The 18,944-nt window shown below is 67.9% G+C and carries 18 protein-coding genes; 16 read left to right on the top strand and 2 right to left on the bottom strand.

What is annotated here, in order from left to right; all coding sequences use genetic code 11:
- Position 1: 1 nt before the first annotated feature.
- Genes KA261_06610 through KA261_06580 form a run of 7 tightly spaced genes read left to right on the top strand, consistent with a single transcriptional unit; the run spans position 2 to position 8,328 of the window.
- On the top strand, positions 2-1,387 hold the full coding sequence (locus tag KA261_06610; GenBank protein MBP7697466.1) for an isochorismate synthase: 1,386 nt from the start codon (positions 2-4) through the stop codon (positions 1,385-1,387).
- A complete protein-coding gene (locus tag KA261_06605) occupies positions 1,384-3,144 on the top strand; it encodes a 2-succinyl-5-enolpyruvyl-6-hydroxy-3-cyclohexene-1-carboxylic-acid synthase (protein MBP7697465.1) in 1,761 nt (586 codons plus the stop codon). Before KA261_06610 ends, KA261_06605 begins: the two co-directional genes overlap by 4 nt.
- A gap of 4 nt (positions 3,145-3,148) precedes the next feature.
- The gene (gene menH / locus KA261_06600; protein MBP7697464.1) at positions 3,149-3,946 is read left to right on the top strand and encodes a 2-succinyl-6-hydroxy-2,4-cyclohexadiene-1-carboxylate synthase; all 798 of its coding nucleotides are present in this window, start codon (positions 3,149-3,151) and stop codon (positions 3,944-3,946) included.
- A gap of 10 nt (positions 3,947-3,956) precedes the next feature.
- On the top strand, positions 3,957-4,778 hold the full coding sequence (gene menB, locus KA261_06595; protein ID MBP7697463.1) for a 1,4-dihydroxy-2-naphthoyl-CoA synthase: 822 nt from the start codon (positions 3,957-3,959) through the stop codon (positions 4,776-4,778).
- Positions 4,723-5,679: a 1,4-dihydroxy-2-naphthoate polyprenyltransferase gene (locus tag KA261_06590; protein ID MBP7697462.1), complete on the top strand. Its 957-nt coding sequence runs from the start codon at positions 4,723-4,725 to the stop codon at positions 5,677-5,679. The genes menB and KA261_06590 overlap by 56 nt, the downstream gene beginning before the upstream one ends.
- A complete protein-coding gene (gene menC, locus KA261_06585) occupies positions 5,676-6,791 on the top strand; it encodes an o-succinylbenzoate synthase (GenBank protein MBP7697461.1) in 1,116 nt (371 codons plus the stop codon). The genes KA261_06590 and menC overlap by 4 nt, the downstream gene beginning before the upstream one ends.
- The gene (locus KA261_06580) at positions 6,784-8,328 is read left to right on the top strand and encodes an AMP-binding protein (GenBank protein MBP7697460.1); all 1,545 of its coding nucleotides are present in this window, start codon (positions 6,784-6,786) and stop codon (positions 8,326-8,328) included. Before menC ends, KA261_06580 begins: the two co-directional genes overlap by 8 nt.
- Before the next feature lie 99 nt (positions 8,329-8,427).
- On the opposite strand, the gene KA261_06575 is transcribed toward KA261_06580, so the two are convergent.
- Positions 8,428-8,829 carry an acyl-CoA thioesterase gene (locus KA261_06575; GenBank protein MBP7697459.1) on the bottom strand — a complete coding sequence of 134 codons (402 nt, stop codon included), beginning with the start codon at positions 8,827-8,829 and terminating at the stop codon, positions 8,428-8,430.
- A gap of 118 nt (positions 8,830-8,947) precedes the next feature.
- On the opposite strand from KA261_06575, the gene pepF reads away from it, so the two are divergent.
- The 9 genes from pepF (at position 8,948) to KA261_06530 (ending at position 18,435) form a co-directional block, all read left to right on the top strand.
- Positions 8,948-10,837 (top strand): oligoendopeptidase F, encoded by a 1,890-nt coding sequence (gene pepF / locus KA261_06570; protein MBP7697458.1) that lies wholly within the window; start codon positions 8,948-8,950, stop codon positions 10,835-10,837.
- A gap of 67 nt (positions 10,838-10,904) precedes the next feature.
- Complete coding sequence (locus KA261_06565) at positions 10,905-11,249, top strand: carboxymuconolactone decarboxylase family protein (GenBank protein MBP7697457.1); 345 nt, start codon at positions 10,905-10,907, stop codon at positions 11,247-11,249.
- The gene (locus KA261_06560) at positions 11,246-12,148 is read left to right on the top strand and encodes a hypothetical protein (protein ID MBP7697456.1); all 903 of its coding nucleotides are present in this window, start codon (positions 11,246-11,248) and stop codon (positions 12,146-12,148) included. Before KA261_06565 ends, KA261_06560 begins: the two co-directional genes overlap by 4 nt.
- Before the next feature lie 85 nt (positions 12,149-12,233).
- Positions 12,234-12,959 (top strand): endonuclease V, encoded by a 726-nt coding sequence (locus tag KA261_06555; protein ID MBP7697455.1) that lies wholly within the window; start codon positions 12,234-12,236, stop codon positions 12,957-12,959.
- Between the two features lie 2 nt (positions 12,960-12,961).
- Positions 12,962-14,164 carry an amidohydrolase gene (locus tag KA261_06550; protein MBP7697454.1) on the top strand — a complete coding sequence of 401 codons (1,203 nt, stop codon included), beginning with the start codon at positions 12,962-12,964 and terminating at the stop codon, positions 14,162-14,164.
- Positions 14,161-15,630, top strand: coding sequence for a hypothetical protein (locus tag KA261_06545; GenBank protein ID MBP7697453.1), 1,470 nt, complete (start codon positions 14,161-14,163; stop codon positions 15,628-15,630). Before KA261_06550 ends, KA261_06545 begins: the two co-directional genes overlap by 4 nt.
- Before the next feature lie 101 nt (positions 15,631-15,731).
- Positions 15,732-16,658, top strand: a complete 927-nt coding sequence (locus tag KA261_06540) for a hypothetical protein (GenBank protein MBP7697452.1) — start codon at positions 15,732-15,734, stop codon at positions 16,656-16,658.
- A 6-nt stretch (positions 16,659-16,664) separates the two neighbouring features.
- Positions 16,665-17,666 (top strand): tRNA (adenosine(37)-N6)-threonylcarbamoyltransferase complex transferase subunit TsaD, encoded by a 1,002-nt coding sequence (gene tsaD, locus KA261_06535; protein ID MBP7697451.1) that lies wholly within the window; start codon positions 16,665-16,667, stop codon positions 17,664-17,666.
- 28 nt (positions 17,667-17,694) lie between these two features.
- On the top strand, positions 17,695-18,435 hold the full coding sequence (locus tag KA261_06530; protein MBP7697450.1) for a methyltransferase domain-containing protein: 741 nt from the start codon (positions 17,695-17,697) through the stop codon (positions 18,433-18,435).
- On the opposite strand, the gene KA261_06525 is transcribed toward KA261_06530, so the two are convergent.
- The gene (locus KA261_06525) at positions 18,399-18,935 is read right to left on the bottom strand and encodes a DUF1648 domain-containing protein (GenBank protein MBP7697449.1); all 537 of its coding nucleotides are present in this window, start codon (positions 18,933-18,935) and stop codon (positions 18,399-18,401) included. The genes KA261_06530 and KA261_06525 overlap by 37 nt on opposite strands.
- Positions 18,936-18,944: the final 9 nt, after the last annotated feature.

Raw genomic sequence — 18,944 nt, 5'->3', positions numbered from 1 at the left:
CATGATGCCCTCAGTATTCAAAGACAGCGACACGCACACGCCCGCCGGGGCGGCGGCCCATCTGGCCGAAGAGATCGCCCGGCGGGCGGCGCATCCGCGGGCGGGCAGCCCGCACGTGGAGCGGTGCGAGGTCCCTCTCGCCGCGATGGAACCGGCGGCCTGGCTCGCGGCGCAGCGGCAGAGCGAGCGGATCTTCTGGAGCGACCGCGAGGACCGCTCGGCCGTCGCCGGGGTGGGCGCCGCGGCGGTGGAATTCCGCGCGGTCTGCGCCGATCCGCATGACCTGATGGGGCGGATCCGGGAACTGATCGGCGACGCCGAGGGCGTGCGGTGCTACGGCGGAATACGGTTCGACAGCGACCGGGAGCAGGCCGATCACTGGCGGCAGTTCGGCGGAGCGCGGTTTGTGCTCCCCCGCTTCGAGCTCGCCGCCCGCGGCGGGGCGGCCGTGCTGGCAGTCAATCTGCGGTTCCCCGAGGACCGCGGGCAGGTTTCCCGCATCATCGAAGACCTGGCGCAGTTGCGCTTCGCGCCGGCGGACCCCGGTATCCCGCCGGCCGGCGTGCGCCGGCGGGTCGATACGCCGGGCCGAGAGGATTGGCTGGACATTGTCGGAGCGGCGGTGGACGAAATCAACGCCGGGCGGATGGACAAGATCGTGCTCGCGCGCGAAAGCCGCTGTGAGCTGGGCAGTCCGGCGGATCCGTTCCGCCTGACGGCCCGGCTGGCGGCCTCGGCGCCGGGCTGTTTCGTCTTCGCCTTCAAGCCGCCGGACGGCGCCGCCTTCCTGGGAGCGACGCCGGAGCGGCTGTACCGCCGGGAGGGGCGGCGGATCACGAGCGAGGCTCTGGCCGGAACCCGGCGGCGCGGGGAGACGCCGGCGGAGGACGCCCTCTTGGGCGAGAAACTCCTGACCAGCCGGAAAGAAGCGCAGGAACACGCCTGCGTCGCCGACGCGGTGCGCGGGGCGCTCGCGGCGCTGTGCCGGGAGGCAGCCGAGGAGAAGGGACGGGAACTGGTCAAACTGGCGCGCGTGCAGCACCTCGCGACCCGTTTCGCGGGCGTTCTCAGAGACGGCGTCGGGGACGCGGATATTCTGGCGCGCCTCCACCCGACGCCGGCGGTCGGGGGGGCGCCGACCGCAACCGCCCGGCAGCGGATTCGCGAACTCGAGGCTTTCGACCGGGGCTGGTATGCCGGACCGGTCGGTTGGATCGGGGCAGACAGCGCGGAATTCGCGGTCGCGATCCGCTCGGCGCTGGCGGCCGGAGACACGCTGCGGCTCTATTCGGGAGCCGGGATTGTCGGCGGTTCGCATCCCGACAGAGAATGGGACGAGATCGAAAATAAGATCGATAACTACCTGAAGCTGCTGGCGGGGCCATGAACAGCCGATTTCCGAATCTGAACAGCCTCTGGGCGGAGGCCGCGGTCGAAGAACTGGTGCGCTGCGGGGTGAGGTTGTTCTGCCTCTGCCCCGGCTCGCGGTCGACGCCGCTGACGGCGGCGGCGGCGCGGCACGAGGCGGCTAGGAAGATCGTCCATTTCGACGAGCGCGGGGCGGCCTTCTGCGCGCTCGGCTACGCGCGGGCGACGGAAAAACCGGCGGCCGTGGTCGTGACCTCGGGAACCGCGGCAGCCAACCTCTACCCGGCGGTGATCGAGGCGGCGATGGACGGCGTGCCGCTGCTGGTCCTCACGGCGGACCGCCCGCCCGAGCTGCGGGCAAGCGGCGCGAATCAGACGATCGACCAGACGAAGCTCTACGCCGATTATCCCCGGTGGTTTTTCGATCTCCCCTGCCCCAGCCGGGAGACACCGCCGGAGTTTGTGCTCACGACGATCGACCAGGCGGTCTACCGGGCGCAGCACGGACCGGCCGGTCCGGTGCACCTCAACTGGATGTTCCGGGAACCGCTCGCCCCGGTCGGCGCGGAGGAAGATTTCGGCGACTACCTGCGGTCGGTCGGGTGCTGGCGAACGGGCGAGAGCCCGTGGACAATCTATCGCTCGCCGGTGAAAGTGTGCGAACCGGCGCGGATGGAAGCGGCGACCGGGCTGCTGAACCGGGCGCGCCGCGGTGTGATCGTGGTCGGGCGTCTTCGGCGCGAGGCCGAGCGGGTCGCGATCGCGAAAGTGGCCGAGGCGCTCGGGTGGCCGGTCATAGCCGATATCGGGTCGGGCCTGCGGCTCGGGGCGGCGGGACACGTGATCGCACCGGCCGAGTACATGCTCGCCGCGGAATCGTTTGCCGACGCTCTCGCGCCGGACACGGTGCTCCACTTCGGTCCGATCGTAACCTCGAAGCGGGTCGCCCAATGGCTGAAACGGTCGCAACCGGCGGCCTATATCCACGCAGCCGCCGCCCCCGAACGCCACGACCCGCACCATCAGGTCACCCACCGGTTCGAAGCGGACATCGACATGTTCTGCAGTTTTCTCCTGCCGTTCCTGAGGGAGAAAGCCAAAGAGACCGGCCTTGCGGCCTGGCGGGCGGGTGCGGACAAGGCGGAAGCGGCGATCGCCCGAGTGCTTGCGGAGGATGCGACGCTGTCGGAGCCGCTGACGGCGCGGCTGGTGGCGGAGAATATCTCAGCCGCGGGCGCGCTCTTTGTCGCCTCGAGCATGCCGATCCGGGACCTGGATGCCCTGGCCGCCGGCGACGGCCCGGCGGCGCCGGTTGCAGCCAACCGGGGCGCGAGTGGAATCGACGGCACGGTCGCCTCGGCGGCCGGGTTCGGGCTCGGGTGGGAGCGGCCGGTGACCCTGCTGACCGGGGATCTGGCGCTGTTGCACGACCTCAACTCCCTGGCGCTCGTGCGGCGCTTGGCGCAGCCCATGACTATCGTCGTGCTGAACAACAACGGCGGCGGAATATTCCATTTCCTCCCGATCGCCGAGCGCGCCGATTTGTTTGAGCCGTACTGGGGAACGCCCCACGGGATCACGTTCAAGCAAGCGGCGCAGATGTTCGGGCTTTCGTACGCCCATCCCACGAGCGCCGAAGAGTTCGCGCGCATCTACCGGGAGGCCCAGGCCGGGCCGGGCGGGGGGACGCTCATCGAGGTGCGAACAGACCGGCGGCGCAACCGGCAACTGCACGCCCGGCTCACCGAGGCGGTGGTCCGCGCGCTCGAGGGGTAAGCGCATGGCGGGGGATTTCCGGTTTCACCTCGAGACGGCGGGGTCGCCGCGCAATCCGGCGGTGGTGGCGCTCCACGGTTTCATGGGAACGGGCGCGGACTGGAGCACCGTCATGGCGGCCCTGGCCGGAGAACGGTATGGCCTCGCTCCCGATCTCCCGGGGCACGGAAAGACCCGGGGTCCGGAGGGCGCGGGATCGTGGCGCATGGAGCAGGTCGCCGCCGCGCTCGCCCTCGAGCTGGCGCGCCGGGGGATCGCGCAGACGGATCTGATCGGCTACTCGATGGGGGGGCGGTTGGGGCTGCACCTCGCGCTGCACTGCCGCGCGCGCGTGCGGCGGCTCGTGCTCGAGTCGGCCTCGCCGGGACTGAGCGACGGAGACGAGCGGATCGCGCGGCGGCGGCAGGACGATACACTCGCGCGGCGGCTGGAGACCGAGCCCCTCGAGCGCTTTCTCCGCGACTGGTATGATCAGCCGATGTTCGCGGGACTTAAGCGGGTTCCGGAGGAATTCGCCGGGATGTTGGAACGCCGCCGCGCCCAGGACGGCGGAGCTCTGGCCCGGGCGCTGCGTGAGATGGGGACCGGGGCGCAGGAACCGCAGTGGGACCGCCTGGCCGACGCGCCGCCGACGCTGTTGATTGTCGGCGCCGAAGATGCTAAATTCCGGGAGATCGCGGCGCGGATGGCCGAGCGGATGCCGGGGGCGCGGGTCGCGACGGTGGCGGGGGCGGGGCACGCGGTCCACGTCGAACAACCGGCCCGGTTTGTCGAGCTGGTACAGGAGTTCCTGAGCGGATAGAAAGGGTGCCATGGCGAGGATCATCTGGACAGAAGCGGGCGCATACAGCGATATCACGTATCACAAGGCGGAGGGGATCGCCAAGATCACGATCAACCGCCCCGAGGTCCGCAACGCGTTTCGGCCGCTGACGGTGCAGGAGATGATGGCGGCGCTGGCCGACGCGCGGGAGGACCCGCAGATCGGCGTCATCATTCTCACCGGCGCGGGCGACCAGGCGTTCTGTTCGGGGGGGGATCAGAGGATTCGGGGGGACTCCGGCTACACCGATACCAGCGGGGTCAACCGCCTGAACGTGCTGGAGTTTCAGCGGCAAATCCGGACCTGCCCCAAGCCGGTGGTCGCCATGGTGGCCGGCTACGCGATCGGCGGCGGGCACGTGCTCCACGTGCTGTGCGACCTCACGATCGCGGCCGACAATGCCGTCTTCGGACAGACCGGGCCGAAAGTGGGGTCGTTCGACGGCGGCTATGGATCATCCTACCTCGCCCGCCTGGTCGGCCAGAAGAAGGCGCGGGAGATCTGGTTCCTCTGCCGCCGGTACGACGCCCGGCAGGCGCTGGAGATGGGGCTCGTCAACGCCGTGGTCCCGCTCGCCCGGCTGGAGGAGGAGACGGTCCAGTGGTGCCGGGAGATTCTCGCCAACTCGCCCACCGCGATCCGCTGTCTGAAAGCGGCGCTCAACGCCGACTGCGACGGGCAGGCGGGGCTGCAGGAGTTGGCCGGCAACGCGACGATGCTGTTCTACATGACGGCGGAGGCGCAGGAAGGACGCGATGCTTTCAAGGAGAAGCGCAAACCGGATTTCGGCAAGTTTCCCCGGCAGCCCTGACACAGTCGCGGCGGGCGCGCCGATCGGCCGCCCGCAGGTGTGGCTGCTCGCGGCCCGGCCCAAGACGCTCTTTGCCTCCGCGGCGCCGGTGGTGATGGGTACGGCGATGGCGGCGGAGGCGGGCGCCTTTCACCTCTGGTCGGCGCTCGCGGCGCTGGCCGGGGCGCTGCTCATCCAGATCGGGACCAATTTCGCCAACGATTATTCCGATTTCAAATCGGGGGCCGATGCGATCGCCCGGGTCGGTCCCATCCGGGTGACTCAGGCGGGTCTGGTCACACCGGGCGCGATGAAGGCGGCCACGGCGCTGGTGTTCGGGCTGGCCGTGCTCTGCGGCGCCTACCTCGTATATCGCGGTGGCTGGCCGGTGACCGTCATCGGACTCAGCTCCGTCCTCTGGGGGATTCTCTACACGGCCGGCCCGTACCCGCTCGGCTATATCGGTCTGGCCGACCTCTTTGTGTTCGTCTACTTCGGACCCGTGGCGGTCGGCGGGACCTATTACGTGCAGACGCTGGCCATCACTCCCCCGGTGCTGGTCGCCGGGGCGGGGACCGGGTTGTTCTCCGTGGCGATCCTGACGGTCAACAATCTCCGCGACATCGAGAGCGACCGTCGGGCCGGCAAGCGCACGCTCGCCGCGCGGTTCGGGCGAACCTTCGCCCAGTGGGAGTATGTCCTCGCCGTCGCAATCGCCGCGGGCATTCCCGCTGCGCTCGCGCTGTTGACCGAGGGGCACTCGTCGGCGATTATTGCATCGCTCACGATACTTCCGGCGCTGGCGGCGTTCCGTACGATCCGCCGCGCCACCGACGGACCGACGCTCAACAGGCTGCTGGCCACGACGGGGAAACTGCTCTTGCTGTACAGCCTGCTGTTTTCGATAGGATGGTGGTGGTGAGAATCGCGCAGGTTCAGCTCTACCGCTATGTACTGCCGTTCCGGCGGCCGCCGGTCATTCGGGGCGAGGAACTGCGCTCCCGCGAGGGCATGCTTGTGAAAGTGACGCTCGAGGACGGCGCCACGGCCTGGGGGGAGGCGGCGCCGCTTCCGGGACACAGCCGGGAATCGCTGGCCGATGCCGAGCGGGAACTGCGGGAACTCCGGGCCGGTGTGCAGGGGGCGCAAATCCCCGCCGGTCTCGAGCGGCTCGATGGCGGTTTCGGCAACTGGCTGGGCCACAGCTGGTTGACAGCCTCGGTGTCGGTCGCGATGGAGACCGCCGTGCTCCAACTGGTGGCACACCGCCAGGGGAAATCGCTGCACCGCCTGCTCTGTCCCAATCCCCGGGAGAGGATCACCGTCAACGCCCTTCTGAGCGGATCGGCGGATGAGGCGTTCGGGCAGGCAGAGCGCCGCAAGGGCGAAGGTTTCGGGGCGTTCAAGCTCAAAGTGGGGCGGCGGCCGTTCGACGAGGACATAGAGGCGGTGCGCCGGGTGCGCGAGACGATCGGCCCGCGCGCCAAGCTCCGGCTCGATGCCAACCGGGCGTTCGATATCCCCACCGCGATCCGGTTCGGGCAGGCGGCCGCGCCGTACGACATCGAGTACATCGAGGAGCCGGTGCGCAGTTTTCTCGAGCTGCTCGAACTGACTCACCGCGGCGGATTCCGCCTTCCTGTCGCGCTCGACGAGAGCCTGCGCACGATCTCGCCGAAAGCGCTGTCGCAAGTCCGCGGGGTGCGGGCGATCGTGCTCAAGCCGACCCTGCTGGGATTCGAGTGGGCGATGTGGTTTGCCCGGCGGGCGCGCCGGGCGGGGATGCTGGCGGTGATCAGCTCGGCCTACGAATCGAGCCTCACACTGGCGATGCTGGCCGAAATCGGCGCCTGCCTCAACGACGGCGAGGCCGGCGAGAATGTCGCCATGGGACTGGACACGCAGGACGCGCTCGCCGAGGATCTGACCGTGGAACCGCTCCGCATCGCGCAGGGGCAAATCGACCTGTCCGCCCTTCCCGCGGGGACTTTCGAAGTGCGTCCGGACCGCCTCGGAGAACCGGCGCATGACTGATATCCCCTGTCCGCTGGGGGAGGCGGCGCGCCGGCGGCCCGCGGCGCCCTTTCTCGTGACGCCGGCGCGGGAGTACAGCTACGCCGAGGCCAACCGCGCCGTGAATCGCCGCGCGGCGGCGCTGGCCCGCTTGGAAACGCGGCTCGGACCGCTGCGGCGGCTCGCTCTGCTTGTCCCGAAAGCCGGGGACGAGCCCTCCCTTGACGTCATCATCACGTTCCTGGCCGCGGGAAGAGCCGGGGCGACCGCGCTGGTGGTCGACGGCGCTCTGCCGGCGCCGCTGGTGCGGGCGGCGCTGCCGGCGGAGCAGGGAATTGTCGCGGTCGTCGCTCAGGACCGCCGGGAGCATATCCCCTTCGCCGCCGCCACCTGGGAGGAGGTTGCCGAAATTGAGGCGCAGATTCTCCTCTCGCCGGCGGAAGCGGACCGGACGGATTTCCGCCGCAACCTCCGTTTGGAGGCGACCGGCGTGCTCACCTCGGGGTCCACCGGGACGCCGAAGTTGTGTCTGCACACGGTCGGGAACCACTACTACAGCGCGCTCGGATCAAACGAGAACCTCCCGCTGGCGGAGGGCGACCGGTGGCTGTTGTCGCTGCCGCTGCACCACGTGGGCGGGATCGCGATCCTGTACCGGGCGATGCTCGCCGGCGCGGCGGTCGTGCCGGGGCGCCGACCGGCGAATCCGGCGGAGTCGATCGAGACGCTCGGCGTCACCCACTGCTCGATGGTGCCGACGCAACTGCGGCGGTACCTCGCCGAGGGAGGCCACCGGGCCGGGTTGAAGGCTGTCCTGATCGGGGGAGCGGCGGCGCCGCGCGGCCTGATCGAAGCGGCCGCCGCGCGGGGTCTGCCGCTGTTCACCTCCTACGGTCTGACGGAAATGTGCTCTCAGGTGACCACGACGGCCCCGGACGATCCCCTCCGGCGGCTGTTCGGGTCGGGCAGACTCCTGCCCTTCCGGGAACTTCGAATCGATGAGTCGGGCGAGATCCTCGTGCGGGGGCCTGTGCTCTCGCCGGGGTACCTGGAATCGAATGGCCTGCGGACGATCGCCGACGCCGAGGGATGGTTCCACACGGGCGACCGGGGGGAGCTGGAGCCCGACGGGTATCTTCGCGTGACCGGCCGAAAGGACCACATGCTCATCTCCGGCGGCGAGAACGTGCAGCCGGAGCTGGTGGAAAAGATGCTTCTGGAGTTGCCGGATGTCGCCGAGGCGGTGGTGGTCGCGGTCGAGGACGCGCAGTACGGGCAGCGGCCGTTCGCTTTCGTCTCTTTCGTGCGGAAAGATCCGCGCACGTACGACGGCACGACGCGGCTCCTGCGGGATTATGTCCTTCTCGCCGGCGGGCGGGCGGATACTCCCGCGCAGGTGCGGGAGATGTTCAGGGAGAGGCTCCCGGCCTACGCGGTGCCGGTGCGGGTGGCGTTGATCCCCGAGGAGGCGCGGGCGGGATTGAAACCGGACCGAAAGTATCTCGAGCGGGTGGCGCAAGCACTCTACGGGCAGGCAGGAGAGAAGACCGCGGGGTAGACGGCGAGCGTTCCCTTTTACGGGAGAGAGGGCCGCGAAAAGAACGCTCCTCCGGAAGCTTCAGGATCTCCCCGAAGGGTTGCCGGCGCCCCGCCCCCCTTACTGCAGCTTCTCCAGTTCCGTTTTCAGTCCGGCCGGGAGAGGGACGGAGTTGAGATCCGGCTTGCCCACGCAGGCATGCACGGTGGCGCCCTGGGCGACGACGCGGTCGTCGTCGTCCACAACAGTGTAGGCGAGCGTGAAGGAGGAGCGGCCGATGCCGGAAGCGGTCATCCGCACGGTCACACCGTCGCCCACGCGGAGCGGGCGCCTGAAATCGCACTCGGCGCGGACGATGAGCACGAGATAGTCGGCCTCGTGGATCAGGTGGAAGAAGTCGAACCCGACGGCGGACATCCAGGCCTCATAGGCCTCGTGGGCGAGCCGGAAATAATTGGCGAAAAAGAGCACTCCGGCGGCGTCGGTATCGTGGAGCTTGACCGCAGTCCGATAGGTGTACATGGCGGTGACCTTCAAGAAAAGTTCGTGCGCGACGCGCGGGCGGCGCGTATATTTGCAGCCTATGGTAACGCCGAAAGCAAGCGTGGAACAAGTGAAATACTCATCCCGGAGACCTCCTATGTGGCTCACATCGCGTGTCCTTTCCCCCGTCCTCCTCGCGGTCGGGCTGTTTCTCGCAGCCGCGTCCGCCGTCATTTCCGCCGACAGCGCCATTCCCCAGCGGGCGGATATCGCCGACCAATACAAGTGGCGGGTCGCCGACATCTTCCCGACCGACAGCGCCTGGGAGGCCGCCTTCGCCGGTCTCCAGGGAAGCATCGGGCTGTTCGACCAATACCGCGGCCGTCTGGGCGAGGGACCGGCGACCCTCCTGGCCTGTCTGGCCACCCGCGACAGCATCGAGCTGATCGCCGACAACCTGTATGTCTACGCCTACCTGATACTCGATGAGGACAACCGGGTGAGCACCTACCAGGAGATGGGAGGGCGCATCCGGCAGTTGTGGTCCCGGATTTCCGAGGGGACCTCCTTCATCGAACCGGAGATCATCGCCGCCGGCAAGGACAAGATCGTCGGATTCGCCGGGCAGGACCCGAAGCTGGCGGTGTACCGCCACTACCTGGACGATCTCTTCCGCAAGCAGGCGCACGTGCTGTCGGACAAGGAGGAGGCTCTCCTGGCGCTGGCCGGGCCTGCGGTGAGCGCATCCGGAGAAATCTTCAACATGGTCGACAACGCCGATATCGACTACGGCACGGTGGCCGATGAGAACGGCGCGGAGGTGGCGCTCACGAAAGAGCGCGTATACAAGATGCTCGAGTCCACCGACCGCGAACTCCGCCGACGGGTGAGCGACCGGTACAACGCCGCCTACCTCGACTATGAGAACACGCTGGCGGCGACGTTGGCGGCCTCGGTCAAGAGCGACTACTTCCAGGCCCAGGCGCGCGGCTACGCGACCTGCCTGGAGTCCTCGCTCGACCGCTACAACATCCCGGTCGCGGTCTTCCACAGCCTCATCGCGGCGGTCAACGAGAACCTCGCCCCGCTGCACAAGTGGGCCTCGCTGCGCAAACGCATCCTCGGGGTCGACACGCTCTTCACGTTTGACCTCTCCGTGCCGCTCATGCCGGAGGGGCGGAAGGAGTATACCTACGAGCAGGCCCAGGAGATCCTCCGCCGCGGCTTGCAGCCGCTGGGGCCGCAGTTCCTTACTGACCTCGAGAAAGGGTTCACGTCGGGCTGGATCGACGTCTACGAGACGGAGGGGAAGGGGTCGGGGGCGTACTCGTGGGGAACTTACAGCTCGCACCCCTACGTGCTGCTGAATTACAACGGGACGCTGGCCTCGGTGTTCACGCTCGCCCACGAAATGGGCCACGCCATGCACAGCTACTACACCAACCGGCACGAACCGTACATCAGCCACAACCATTCGCTCTTCGCGGCCGAGGTGGCCTCCACGGGGAACGAAGCGGTTCTCATGAAGTACCTCCTGGACAACACGACCGACCGGGGCGACAAGATGGAGCTGCTCAACTACTACATCGAGCAGATCATCGGGTCGTTCTTCACCCAGGTCATGTTCAGCGAATTCGAGCTGACGATCCACGAGCGGATCGAGAGCGGGCAGGCGCTGTCGGCCGAATTCATGCGCAAGACCTACCGCGACATCTACCAGAAGTACTGGGGGCCGGACCTGACGATCGGGGCGGTCAACGACCTGGGGTGCCTGCGCATCGGGCATTTCTACAGCCAGTACTACGTCTACCAGTACGCCACCTCCTACGCGGCGGCGCAGGCGATGTCCCAGAAGGTGCTCGAGGATCCGAAATATCTCGATACCTACATGCAGTTCCTGGCGGTCGGCAATTCCGACTACCCGGTGGAGATCCTGAAGAAGGCGGGGGTCGACCTGACCTCGCCCGAACCGGTCCAGCGGACGATGAAGCTGTTCGCCGACCTGGTGGACCAGATGGAGGCGCTGCTGGCCGAGAGCGGCAAATAAGGGGCGGCGGTCCCCGGGGCGGCGGCAACGGCCGCCCCGGCGGCGCGGAAAAATATCGGAGAAATCGATGTCGGATCGGGTACAACAGTTCAGGCAGGAGCGGGAGAAGCTGAACGAGATTGTCCTCGAGCGGGACAACCTCGATATCAAGCGCTTCTTCGCTCTGGACGGCGCCGTGTACCGGGACGGTGCGCTGGACGCCAAAACCAAGGAGCTGCTCGGACTGGCGGCCTCGCTGGTGCTCCGCTGCGACGACTGCATCGCCTACCACGTCATCCGCGCCCGGGAGAACCGCGTGACCGACGCGGAGTTCGACGAGGTGATGGCGATCGCGCTGGTGGTCGGCGGCTCCATCACCATTCCCCACCTGCGCCGGGCGGCCCGGCTGTGGAAGGAGATGAAAGAGGAATGACGCGCTGCGTCGCTGCGCTGCTTGCGATTCTGGCGGCGGCCGTCCCGCTCCGGGACAGCCGCGGGGCGGATCCGGCCCCGCCGGCCCCCTTTGATTCCCTGCTGGCCTGGTACCGCCAGACCTACTCCTTCATCAGCATGGACGACACGATCTACACGTTCGAGACGGAGTTCCGTCTCCCCGAGGGGTTCCACCGGCCGGATTCGGCCGCCCTGACCGGATACCAGTACTGGGTCTCCCACCTGCCGCTGTGGAACCAGTGGAAGCCGGTCGGGGTGTGGAAGGGCGGGAAAGCGTACGAGTACGGCGAGGTCTCGCGCGTCGTGCACATGCCCTGGCGGGGGACGATGTACACCGATATCGGGTTTCCGCTGCGCGTGTTCGCGGAGTACTGCCGGTACGCCGGCCGCGAGTCGGCCATGCACATCGTGACGCGGGCGGACGGCGACACGCTCGCCTACGCCGCCTGGCTCCAGAGCAAAGTGAGCTACACGCCGCTCGGCGGGCCGCGGCTGGTGCCGGCCACGCCGCGCGAGGCCAGCGAGATGGAATTCTACCGGTTCCTGACGGTGGCGATGGAGCAGCAGACGTACCAGACGCTGGCGGCCAACTGCGATTCCCTCCCCCCTGAGGAGGTGCGACCCGGAGACCTCGTCATCGGGCACGACGACCGCCTGTTGGTCGGAAAGGTCTACATTGTGGTCAACATGCTGGTCAACGACGAGGGGGAGCGGATGTATACGGTGGCGACCGGCTGCCCCAAACCGAACGCCTGCGACCTGCACATTCCGCTGCTGACGCCGGACCGCCACTCCCCCTGGATCACGCCGGGGCACCTCGCGGCACTTGTCGACGATCTCCCGCAGTGGGGGTTCTTCCGCCTGCGGGGTTCGCAGTGACGGTCCCGCGCCTTGACGGGACGGGAGGTTCTTCGTATCGTTTCGCAGAATTCAGAACCGCAGCCCGCGGTGTTCACAGGCAGGCGTGCAGTATCGGCAGATTGAGAAGTGGCCGGTGACGCGGGCCGAGGCGGCGGCGCTCCAGACGGCCCTTGCCCGCGAGATCCGGATTGCCCCCGCGGCCTCCGAGCCCCGCCTGATCGCGGCGGTCGACACCGCCTATGGCCGCGACGGCAAGCGGATTTACGCCGCCGCCGTCGTCGTCCGGTATCCCGGCCTGGAGCCGGTGGATCGGGCCGAGGGGTGTGCCCCCGCGATTTTTCCCTATGTGCCGGGGCTGCTGTTTTTCCGCGAGGGACCGGCGGTCATCGCAGCGCTCCACCGCCTGGCGACCGAGCCGGACATGCTCATGATCCATGGCCACGGCTTGGCCCACCCGGCCCGCTGCGGCATGGCCGGCCTGCTCGGCGTCCTGTTCAACCGGCCCTCGACCGGGTGCAGCCGCAAGCTCCTCGCGGGAACTCATCGGCCGGTAGCCGATGCGAAAGGGAGTTGGGAGCCGATCCGCATTGAGGGAGCCGAAGTCGGGTGCGCCTACCGTTCGAAAGACCGGGTGAAACCGATCTTTGTCTCCCCCGGACACGGTTGCGATCTGGCCGGCGCCCGGGAACTGGTGGTCCGCTGTCTGCGGGACTACCGGTTGCCGGAACCTTTGCGGCTGGCGCATGTGTTTGCCAATAAGTACAAGCGCTATCAGGAAAACGGAACAGCCGGCCGTAAGGCCGGATCACCCCCACCGGAGCGAACCTGAACGTGCCCCACTCCCCTGACCGACCAGACCGGATTCTCGCCGCGGCGAAGCGGATCGCTGCCCGCCAGGCGGCGCTGCGCCGCCACCTCCATCAGTATCCCGAACTTTCCGCGAGGGAGTTTCGGACGAGCGAGTACTTGGCCGCCGCGCTGCGGCGGCTGGGCCTGCGGTTGCTTGCGACCACGACCGACACCGGTGTGCTGGCGGAGTTGCAGGGGGTTGCGGGGGGGCGGACGGTGGTCGTGCGCAGCGACATCGACGCGCTGCCGATTACGGAGCGCACCGGCCTGCCGTTCGCATCGAAAAACCCGGGCTGCATGCACGCCTGCGGCCACGATATGCACATGGCGGTAGTCTGGGGAGTGGCAGCCGTGCTGAGCGGTCTGCGCGGCCAAATCGCCGGAACCGTCCGGTTCATCTTCCAACCCTCCGAAGAAATGCCCCCCGGCGGGGCGCGGCCGATGATCGAGTCGGGCGCCCTGACAGACGCCTCCGCGGTGTTCGGTCTCCATGTCGACCCGCACGTGCGGACGGGGAAAATCGGCCTGCGGGACGGTCCGACGATGGCGGCGGTGACCGATTTCGATCTCATTGTGCGCGGCCGGAGCGCCCATGCCGCCCGGCCCCACCTGGGAGTGGATGCGATCACAACCGCCGCCGAGGTGATCGAGGCGGTGCAGAAAGTGGTCGCGCGCGAGATCGACCCGGTCGAGCCGGCCGTGATCACGTTCGGGCAGATCGAGGGCGGGGTGGCGCGCAACGTGGTCGCCGACGAGGTGCGGGTGGCCGGGACGGCGCGGACGCTGTCGCCGCGGGCCGAGAAGGCGGTGCCGCGCCTGATCCGCCGGGTGGCCGAAAACATCGGCCGGGCCCGCGGCGCCCGGGTCGAGCTGCGCCTGATCGCCGACTATCCGGTGCTCAGCAACGACCCGCGCGCCAACCGTGTGCTGGCCCGCAACATGGAACGGCTCTACGGACGCGGTAAAATCGAAACGACCGAGGTGATGCTCGGCGGCGAGGATTTCGCCTGCTACCTCAAGCAGGCGCCGGGGGCGATGGTGCGGTTGGGTGTGGGGAACAGGAAAATCAAGGCCGACCAACCCTGGCACTCGCCGGCGTTCATAGCCGACGAAGCGGCCCTGCCGGTCGGCACCGCGCTGCTGGCGGCGGCGGTCCTGGACGTCCTCTCAGGCGGGCTCGCATGAAGGCGCGCACGACGATCGCGGGGATCCTCGCGGGACTCCTGCTGGCCGTTGCGGCCCACGCCGGCTATCCCGAGGGGCAGGCCGTGACCTTCTCGGATTTCTCCCGAACCAGGAGCATCGCCGTGACCGTCGTCCGCGTATATTTCGCCACCGCCCAGGGGATCATCTGCTACAACCAGGGGGAGGACCGCTGGGAGGAGCCCCTGCCGGCGATCCCGGGAGTCGATCCGGAAGATATCAGCCGGATCTGGGCCGACCAGTTCGGGCGCACGCTCTATGCGGCGACGCCGGACGGGAGGTACGTTTACGACCAGACGCTGGCGATGTGGTTCCTCACCAGCGAGACGCCCGAGGGGGACGGGGCGGCGCGCGAGGTGCCCCCGCCGGCCATCATGCACGCTCCGCCCGGTTTCAACTATTTCGCCGGCGGACAGCTCATCGACCCCTACGGGCGGACCTGGCAGATCAACGAGATGGTCGACGACGGGAGCGGGATGTACTGGATGGCCATCTGGGGATACGGCCCGGCGAAAGCGCGGACCACCAACCTCATCATCGACCTGCTCCCGTTCGGACTGGTCCAGCGGCGCGTCAACGCCCTCGATCAGGAGGGCGGCCGGCTGTGGGTGTCCGGGGCGGTGTACGACGACCTGCGCACCGGGATTACAGGATTCGAGCCGGCGATGATGACTTTCCGCCACCTCGAGTCCGGGGTGCGGCCGGAGTTTCCCGCCGACGACATCAATTGTCTCCGCTCCGATTCCGCCCACTTGTACATCGGGACCGCGCGCGGGCTGCTCGTGATGGACCTGGAGAGCGAAATGATCATACGGACGGTCGGGGAGCGGCAGGGACTGGCCGGCGAGAATGTCCTGAGCATCGCGGTGACCGGCGATTCGGTGTTTATCGGGACCGACGAGGGGCTGAACCTGGTGATCGGGGCCTCCGATTCGGCCGCCCTGATCCTCCCCACGACGTTTGAGGGCCAGTACATCTGGGACATCGAGGAAGTCGGCGACTACGTTTGGGTCGCCGCGGAGAGCGGCGCCTACCGGCTGACGAAGGGCGCGGAGCGACTCCAGCGGTATCGCGATCCGGAGAACGTGCTGTTCAGCCACGTCTACGACATCGAGCGGTGGGCGGACAAGCTCTGGTTTGTGTCCGACGGCGGGCTGGCGGAGCTGGATCTGCAGACGGCGGAGTCGCGGTCGTTCCACGACATGACCCAGCAGCTGCTCCCGCGGGCGCTGGCGGTCAACGAGACGATCGCGGCGGTGGCCTCGGACAAGGGGCTGACGATCCTCTTTCACACCGCGGACAAACCGTTCAAGCGGGATTTCACGGTCGACGACGGGCTGGCCTCGAACAACGTCTACGCACTGGCGGTGGATGGGGACTACCTGTGGGTGGGGACCGACCGGGGGCTGACCCGGTTTCTCTGGAACAATCCCGACCGCGTGGACTAGTTCCGGCCGGATTTCCGCAATTGTTGGTTGTTTGCGGCCGGGACGTGTGTTACCATATCGGCGGCCGGTCGCCCGCCGCCCGGCCGTGGGAACCGTGACATATGAAATCCCTGCTCGAGAACTTCTGGCTGAAGATCGTGGCCCTGATCATGGGGCTCCTCCTGTGGTTCCATGTCGCGACCGAGAAAATCTACAACTACGAGGTGCGGGTGCCGATATCGGAGATCGCGCTGGATGACTCCCTGACGCTGGCCAACCGGCCGCCCGATTCGATCACGGTCGTGGTGGCGGCGAAGGGGAAACAGCTCCTCCGGCAGACCTGGCGGGACTACGGCGTGCGCATCCTGGCGACCGCTTACGGCCCGGGGCGGCACGTTGTGCCGCTGTCGGCGGCGAACACGACGCTGATCGCAGGCGGCAACCGGGTGGCGATTGACGGCGTGGTGTCGCCGACTTCGATCAACCTGCACGTCGACGAGATCGTGCGGGCCACGGTGGACGTGGTGCTCGATCTCGACATCAAGACCGACGAGGGTTTTGCGGTGAGCCGGATTTCGGACCCGCTGCCGCCCCAGGTGGTGGTGCGGGGGGCCGAGCTGGTGGTCGACCGCCTGAGCGCGGTGTCGACCATCCCCCGCCAGATCACCGGCGTGCGCAACAATCTCTCCCTCCTCTTGCCGCTCCGGCGGCCGGAGGGATACCGCATCGGGCTCGATCCCGATTCGGTGCTGGTGGAGGTCGAGGTTCTCGCGATCAAGACCCGGGTCTTCGAGAACATCCCGGTGGTCGTCTACAACGTGCCGGCCGACCGCCAGGTGTCGATTCAGCCCCGCGTGATCAATGTGGAGCTGACCGGTCCGCCGGAGGATATCGACCTGCTCAACCCGAACGCGCTCGTGGCCTCGGTCGACTACCGCCGGCGCGACTCGCTCAACGCGGCGCCGATCAAGGTCGACGCGCCCTCGAATTTCCGGGTCAAGAAAACCTCGGCCGAGTCGGTCCAGTTCACGACTCGCCGCCCGCAGTGACCGGCCATGCTCGCGCTGGGTATTGAGACATCGTGCGACGAAACCGCGGCGGCCGTGATCGCCGACGGCTCGCGGGTGCTCGCCAACGTCATCCTCTCGCAGGCCGACCACGCCCGCTTCGGCGGCGTGGTGCCGGAAATCGCCAGCCGGGAACACCTGAAAACGATCGTGCCGATCTACCGGCAGGCGATGGAGACGGCGGGGGTGGGGATCGGCGACCTCGGACTGATCGCCGCCACCATGGGGCCGGGGCTGGTCGGGCCGCTCCTGGTGGGGCTGACCTTCGCCAAAGGACTGGCCTTCGCGGCGCGCCTGCCGTTCGTGCCGGTGAACCACCTCGAGGGACACCTCGCGGCAAACCTGCTGGCCTACGCCGACCTCTCCCCCCACCACCTCACGCTGGTGGTTTCGGGAGGGCACACGATGCTCATCGAGGTGAATGGGTTCGGCGTCTACCGGGTGCTCGGCCGGACGCAGGATGACGCCGCCGGGGAAGCGTTCGACAAGGTGGCCAAGCTGATGGATCTCGGCTACCCGGGGGGCGCGCGGTTGGACAAACTCGCGCAGCAGGGAAACCCCGGCTACGTGCGGTTTCCGCGGGCGATGCTCGACCGGGAGGACTACCACTTCTCGTTCTCTGGGCTGAAAACCGCGGTGGCGCTGCACCTGAAGAAGCTATCGCCCGGGGAGCTCGCGCGGCACAAGGCGGATATCGCCGCGTCGTTCCAGGAAGCGGTGGCCGAGGTGCTGGCGGAGAAGACGCTCCGGGCGGCCCGCGACCTCCAGATACACGACGTCACCGTCTCCGGCGGCGTGGCCGCCAACAGCCGGCTCCGCGCCCTCCTGGGCGAGCGGCTGACGCCGGAGGGGCGGCGGCTGTTCTCTCCGCCGCCGGAACTGTGCACCGACAACGCGGCGATGATCGCGGCGGCGGGGTACTTTCGCTACCGCAAAGAAGGCGCGGGGGAAATGTCGGCGAACGCCGTGCCGTACCTGCGACTTACGTAAAACTCCACCTGAAGCAGGGAGCGGGATCATGCTGAAGCCGGAAGAGGACGCGTTCGGACGGGGGATGTGCGATCATCTGCACGGGCGGTACACCTCCCTCATTGTGGAGCGCGACGACGGGTTCATCGATGCCAGTCATGTCGGACACCGGTTGTGCCTGGAGCGTTACGCCAGGTGGTGGAAAGTCGAGCGGCAAGCGATTCGCTATGCCCGCGGCCGGGTGCTTGATGTCGGATGCGGGGCCGGACGGGTCGCGCTGCATCTGCAGGAGAAGGGGCACCCGGTAGTGGCGATCGACTACTCGCCTCTGCTCGTGCACGTGTGCCGGGAGCGGGGAGTGCGGGATGTCCGGCTGATGCGGTTCGCCGATGTCTCCGCCGACATGGGAGTGTTCGACGCCGTCGTGCTGTTCGGGGGGAATTTCGGACTTCTCGAAACGCTCCAAAAGGGGCGGAGAATGCTGAGGCGGCTTCACGGGATGACATCGGACCGCGGCCGCATCATCGCCTCGGTGCGACATCCGTACAAGGTTTCGGACGTGCAGCACCTGGAATACCACGAGTGCAATCGCCGACGGGGGCGTAGGGGAGGCCAGCTCCGGCTGAGGGTCCGGTACGAGAAGCTCGCGACTCCCTGGTTCGATTACCTTTTGGTGTCGCCGGAGGAATTGCGGGAGATCGTTGCCGGGACGGGCTGGCAGGTCTCTCGATTGTTCGAGGACGAATCGGCTTTCTACTCGATGGTTCTCACGAAGGAGGCTGCGGTCTGAAGTCGGCGGGCGGGCGGCTGAGAGTCACCAAGCCCCCACACCACGGCTCCGAGGGTGAGCAGGGTTTCGGCAACGACGGCATACCCGATCCAACTTCCGCTCGAACCGCGGCCGCCGGTGTTGTAGGCGGCCGTGTAGTGGAACGTGACGAGCAACATCACATTGGCCCCCAGCATGATGCCTGAGAGCATGGCGGCCACGATCGCGATCAGGCGGGTGCGGCGCTCCTGCGTCGCCAGCCAGTAGTCTTTCCTCGGGGTGTTGATCAGGCCCGGCGGGAGTTTGCGGATGAGCGGGCCGATAATCGCCGGCCAGATGTTGACCAGGAGCACCACGGCCAGCCACACGGCTATGAAAGAGGCGCGGGAGGAGTAGCCGTTCGGTACGCCGGAGGCATCGAAGTGCGAGGCCAGGCGCTCGGGCAGGCGCGGCCAGTAGTAGGCCGCTTGAAAGAGCAGCGCGGCGACACTCAGCAGCCAGAGACGGGGCAACCACTCCATCGGCGCATC

The sequence above is a fragment of the Candidatus Zixiibacteriota bacterium genome, from assembly GCA_017999435.1.
In the GTDB taxonomy this organism is placed as follows: Bacteria; Zixibacteria; MSB-5A5; order GN15; family FEB-12; genus JAGNLV01.
This window is presented reverse-complemented; position numbering and strand designations above follow the sequence as displayed.

Excerpts from the sequence above, each read along its gene's own strand:
- KA261_06610 (MBP7697466.1), top strand. The coding sequence starts at position 2 with ATGATGCCCTCAGTATTCAAAGACAGCGACACGCACACGCCCGCCGGG.
- KA261_06530 (MBP7697450.1), top strand. The coding sequence starts at position 17,695 with ATGCTGAAGCCGGAAGAGGACGCGTTCGGACGGGGGATGTGCGATCAT.
- KA261_06565 (MBP7697457.1), top strand. The coding sequence starts at position 10,905 with ATGTCGGATCGGGTACAACAGTTCAGGCAGGAGCGGGAGAAGCTGAAC.
- pepF (MBP7697458.1), top strand. The coding sequence starts at position 8,948 with ATGTGGCTCACATCGCGTGTCCTTTCCCCCGTCCTCCTCGCGGTCGGG.
- menB (MBP7697463.1), top strand. The coding sequence starts at position 3,957 with ATGGCGAGGATCATCTGGACAGAAGCGGGCGCATACAGCGATATCACG.
- KA261_06575 (MBP7697459.1), bottom strand. The coding sequence starts at position 8,829 with ATGTACACCTATCGGACTGCGGTCAAGCTCCACGATACCGACGCCGCC.
- KA261_06540 (MBP7697452.1), top strand. The coding sequence starts at position 15,732 with ATGAAATCCCTGCTCGAGAACTTCTGGCTGAAGATCGTGGCCCTGATC.
- KA261_06525 (MBP7697449.1), bottom strand. The coding sequence starts at position 18,935 with ATGGAGTGGTTGCCCCGTCTCTGGCTGCTGAGTGTCGCCGCGCTGCTC.
- KA261_06580 (MBP7697460.1), top strand. The coding sequence starts at position 6,784 with ATGACTGATATCCCCTGTCCGCTGGGGGAGGCGGCGCGCCGGCGGCCC.
- KA261_06605 (MBP7697465.1), top strand. The coding sequence starts at position 1,384 with ATGAACAGCCGATTTCCGAATCTGAACAGCCTCTGGGCGGAGGCCGCG.
- menH (MBP7697464.1), top strand. The coding sequence starts at position 3,149 with ATGGCGGGGGATTTCCGGTTTCACCTCGAGACGGCGGGGTCGCCGCGC.
- KA261_06560 (MBP7697456.1), top strand. The coding sequence starts at position 11,246 with ATGACGCGCTGCGTCGCTGCGCTGCTTGCGATTCTGGCGGCGGCCGTC.
- KA261_06590 (MBP7697462.1), top strand. The coding sequence starts at position 4,723 with ATGCTTTCAAGGAGAAGCGCAAACCGGATTTCGGCAAGTTTCCCCGGC.
- tsaD (MBP7697451.1), top strand. The coding sequence starts at position 16,665 with ATGCTCGCGCTGGGTATTGAGACATCGTGCGACGAAACCGCGGCGGCC.
- KA261_06545 (MBP7697453.1), top strand. The coding sequence starts at position 14,161 with ATGAAGGCGCGCACGACGATCGCGGGGATCCTCGCGGGACTCCTGCTG.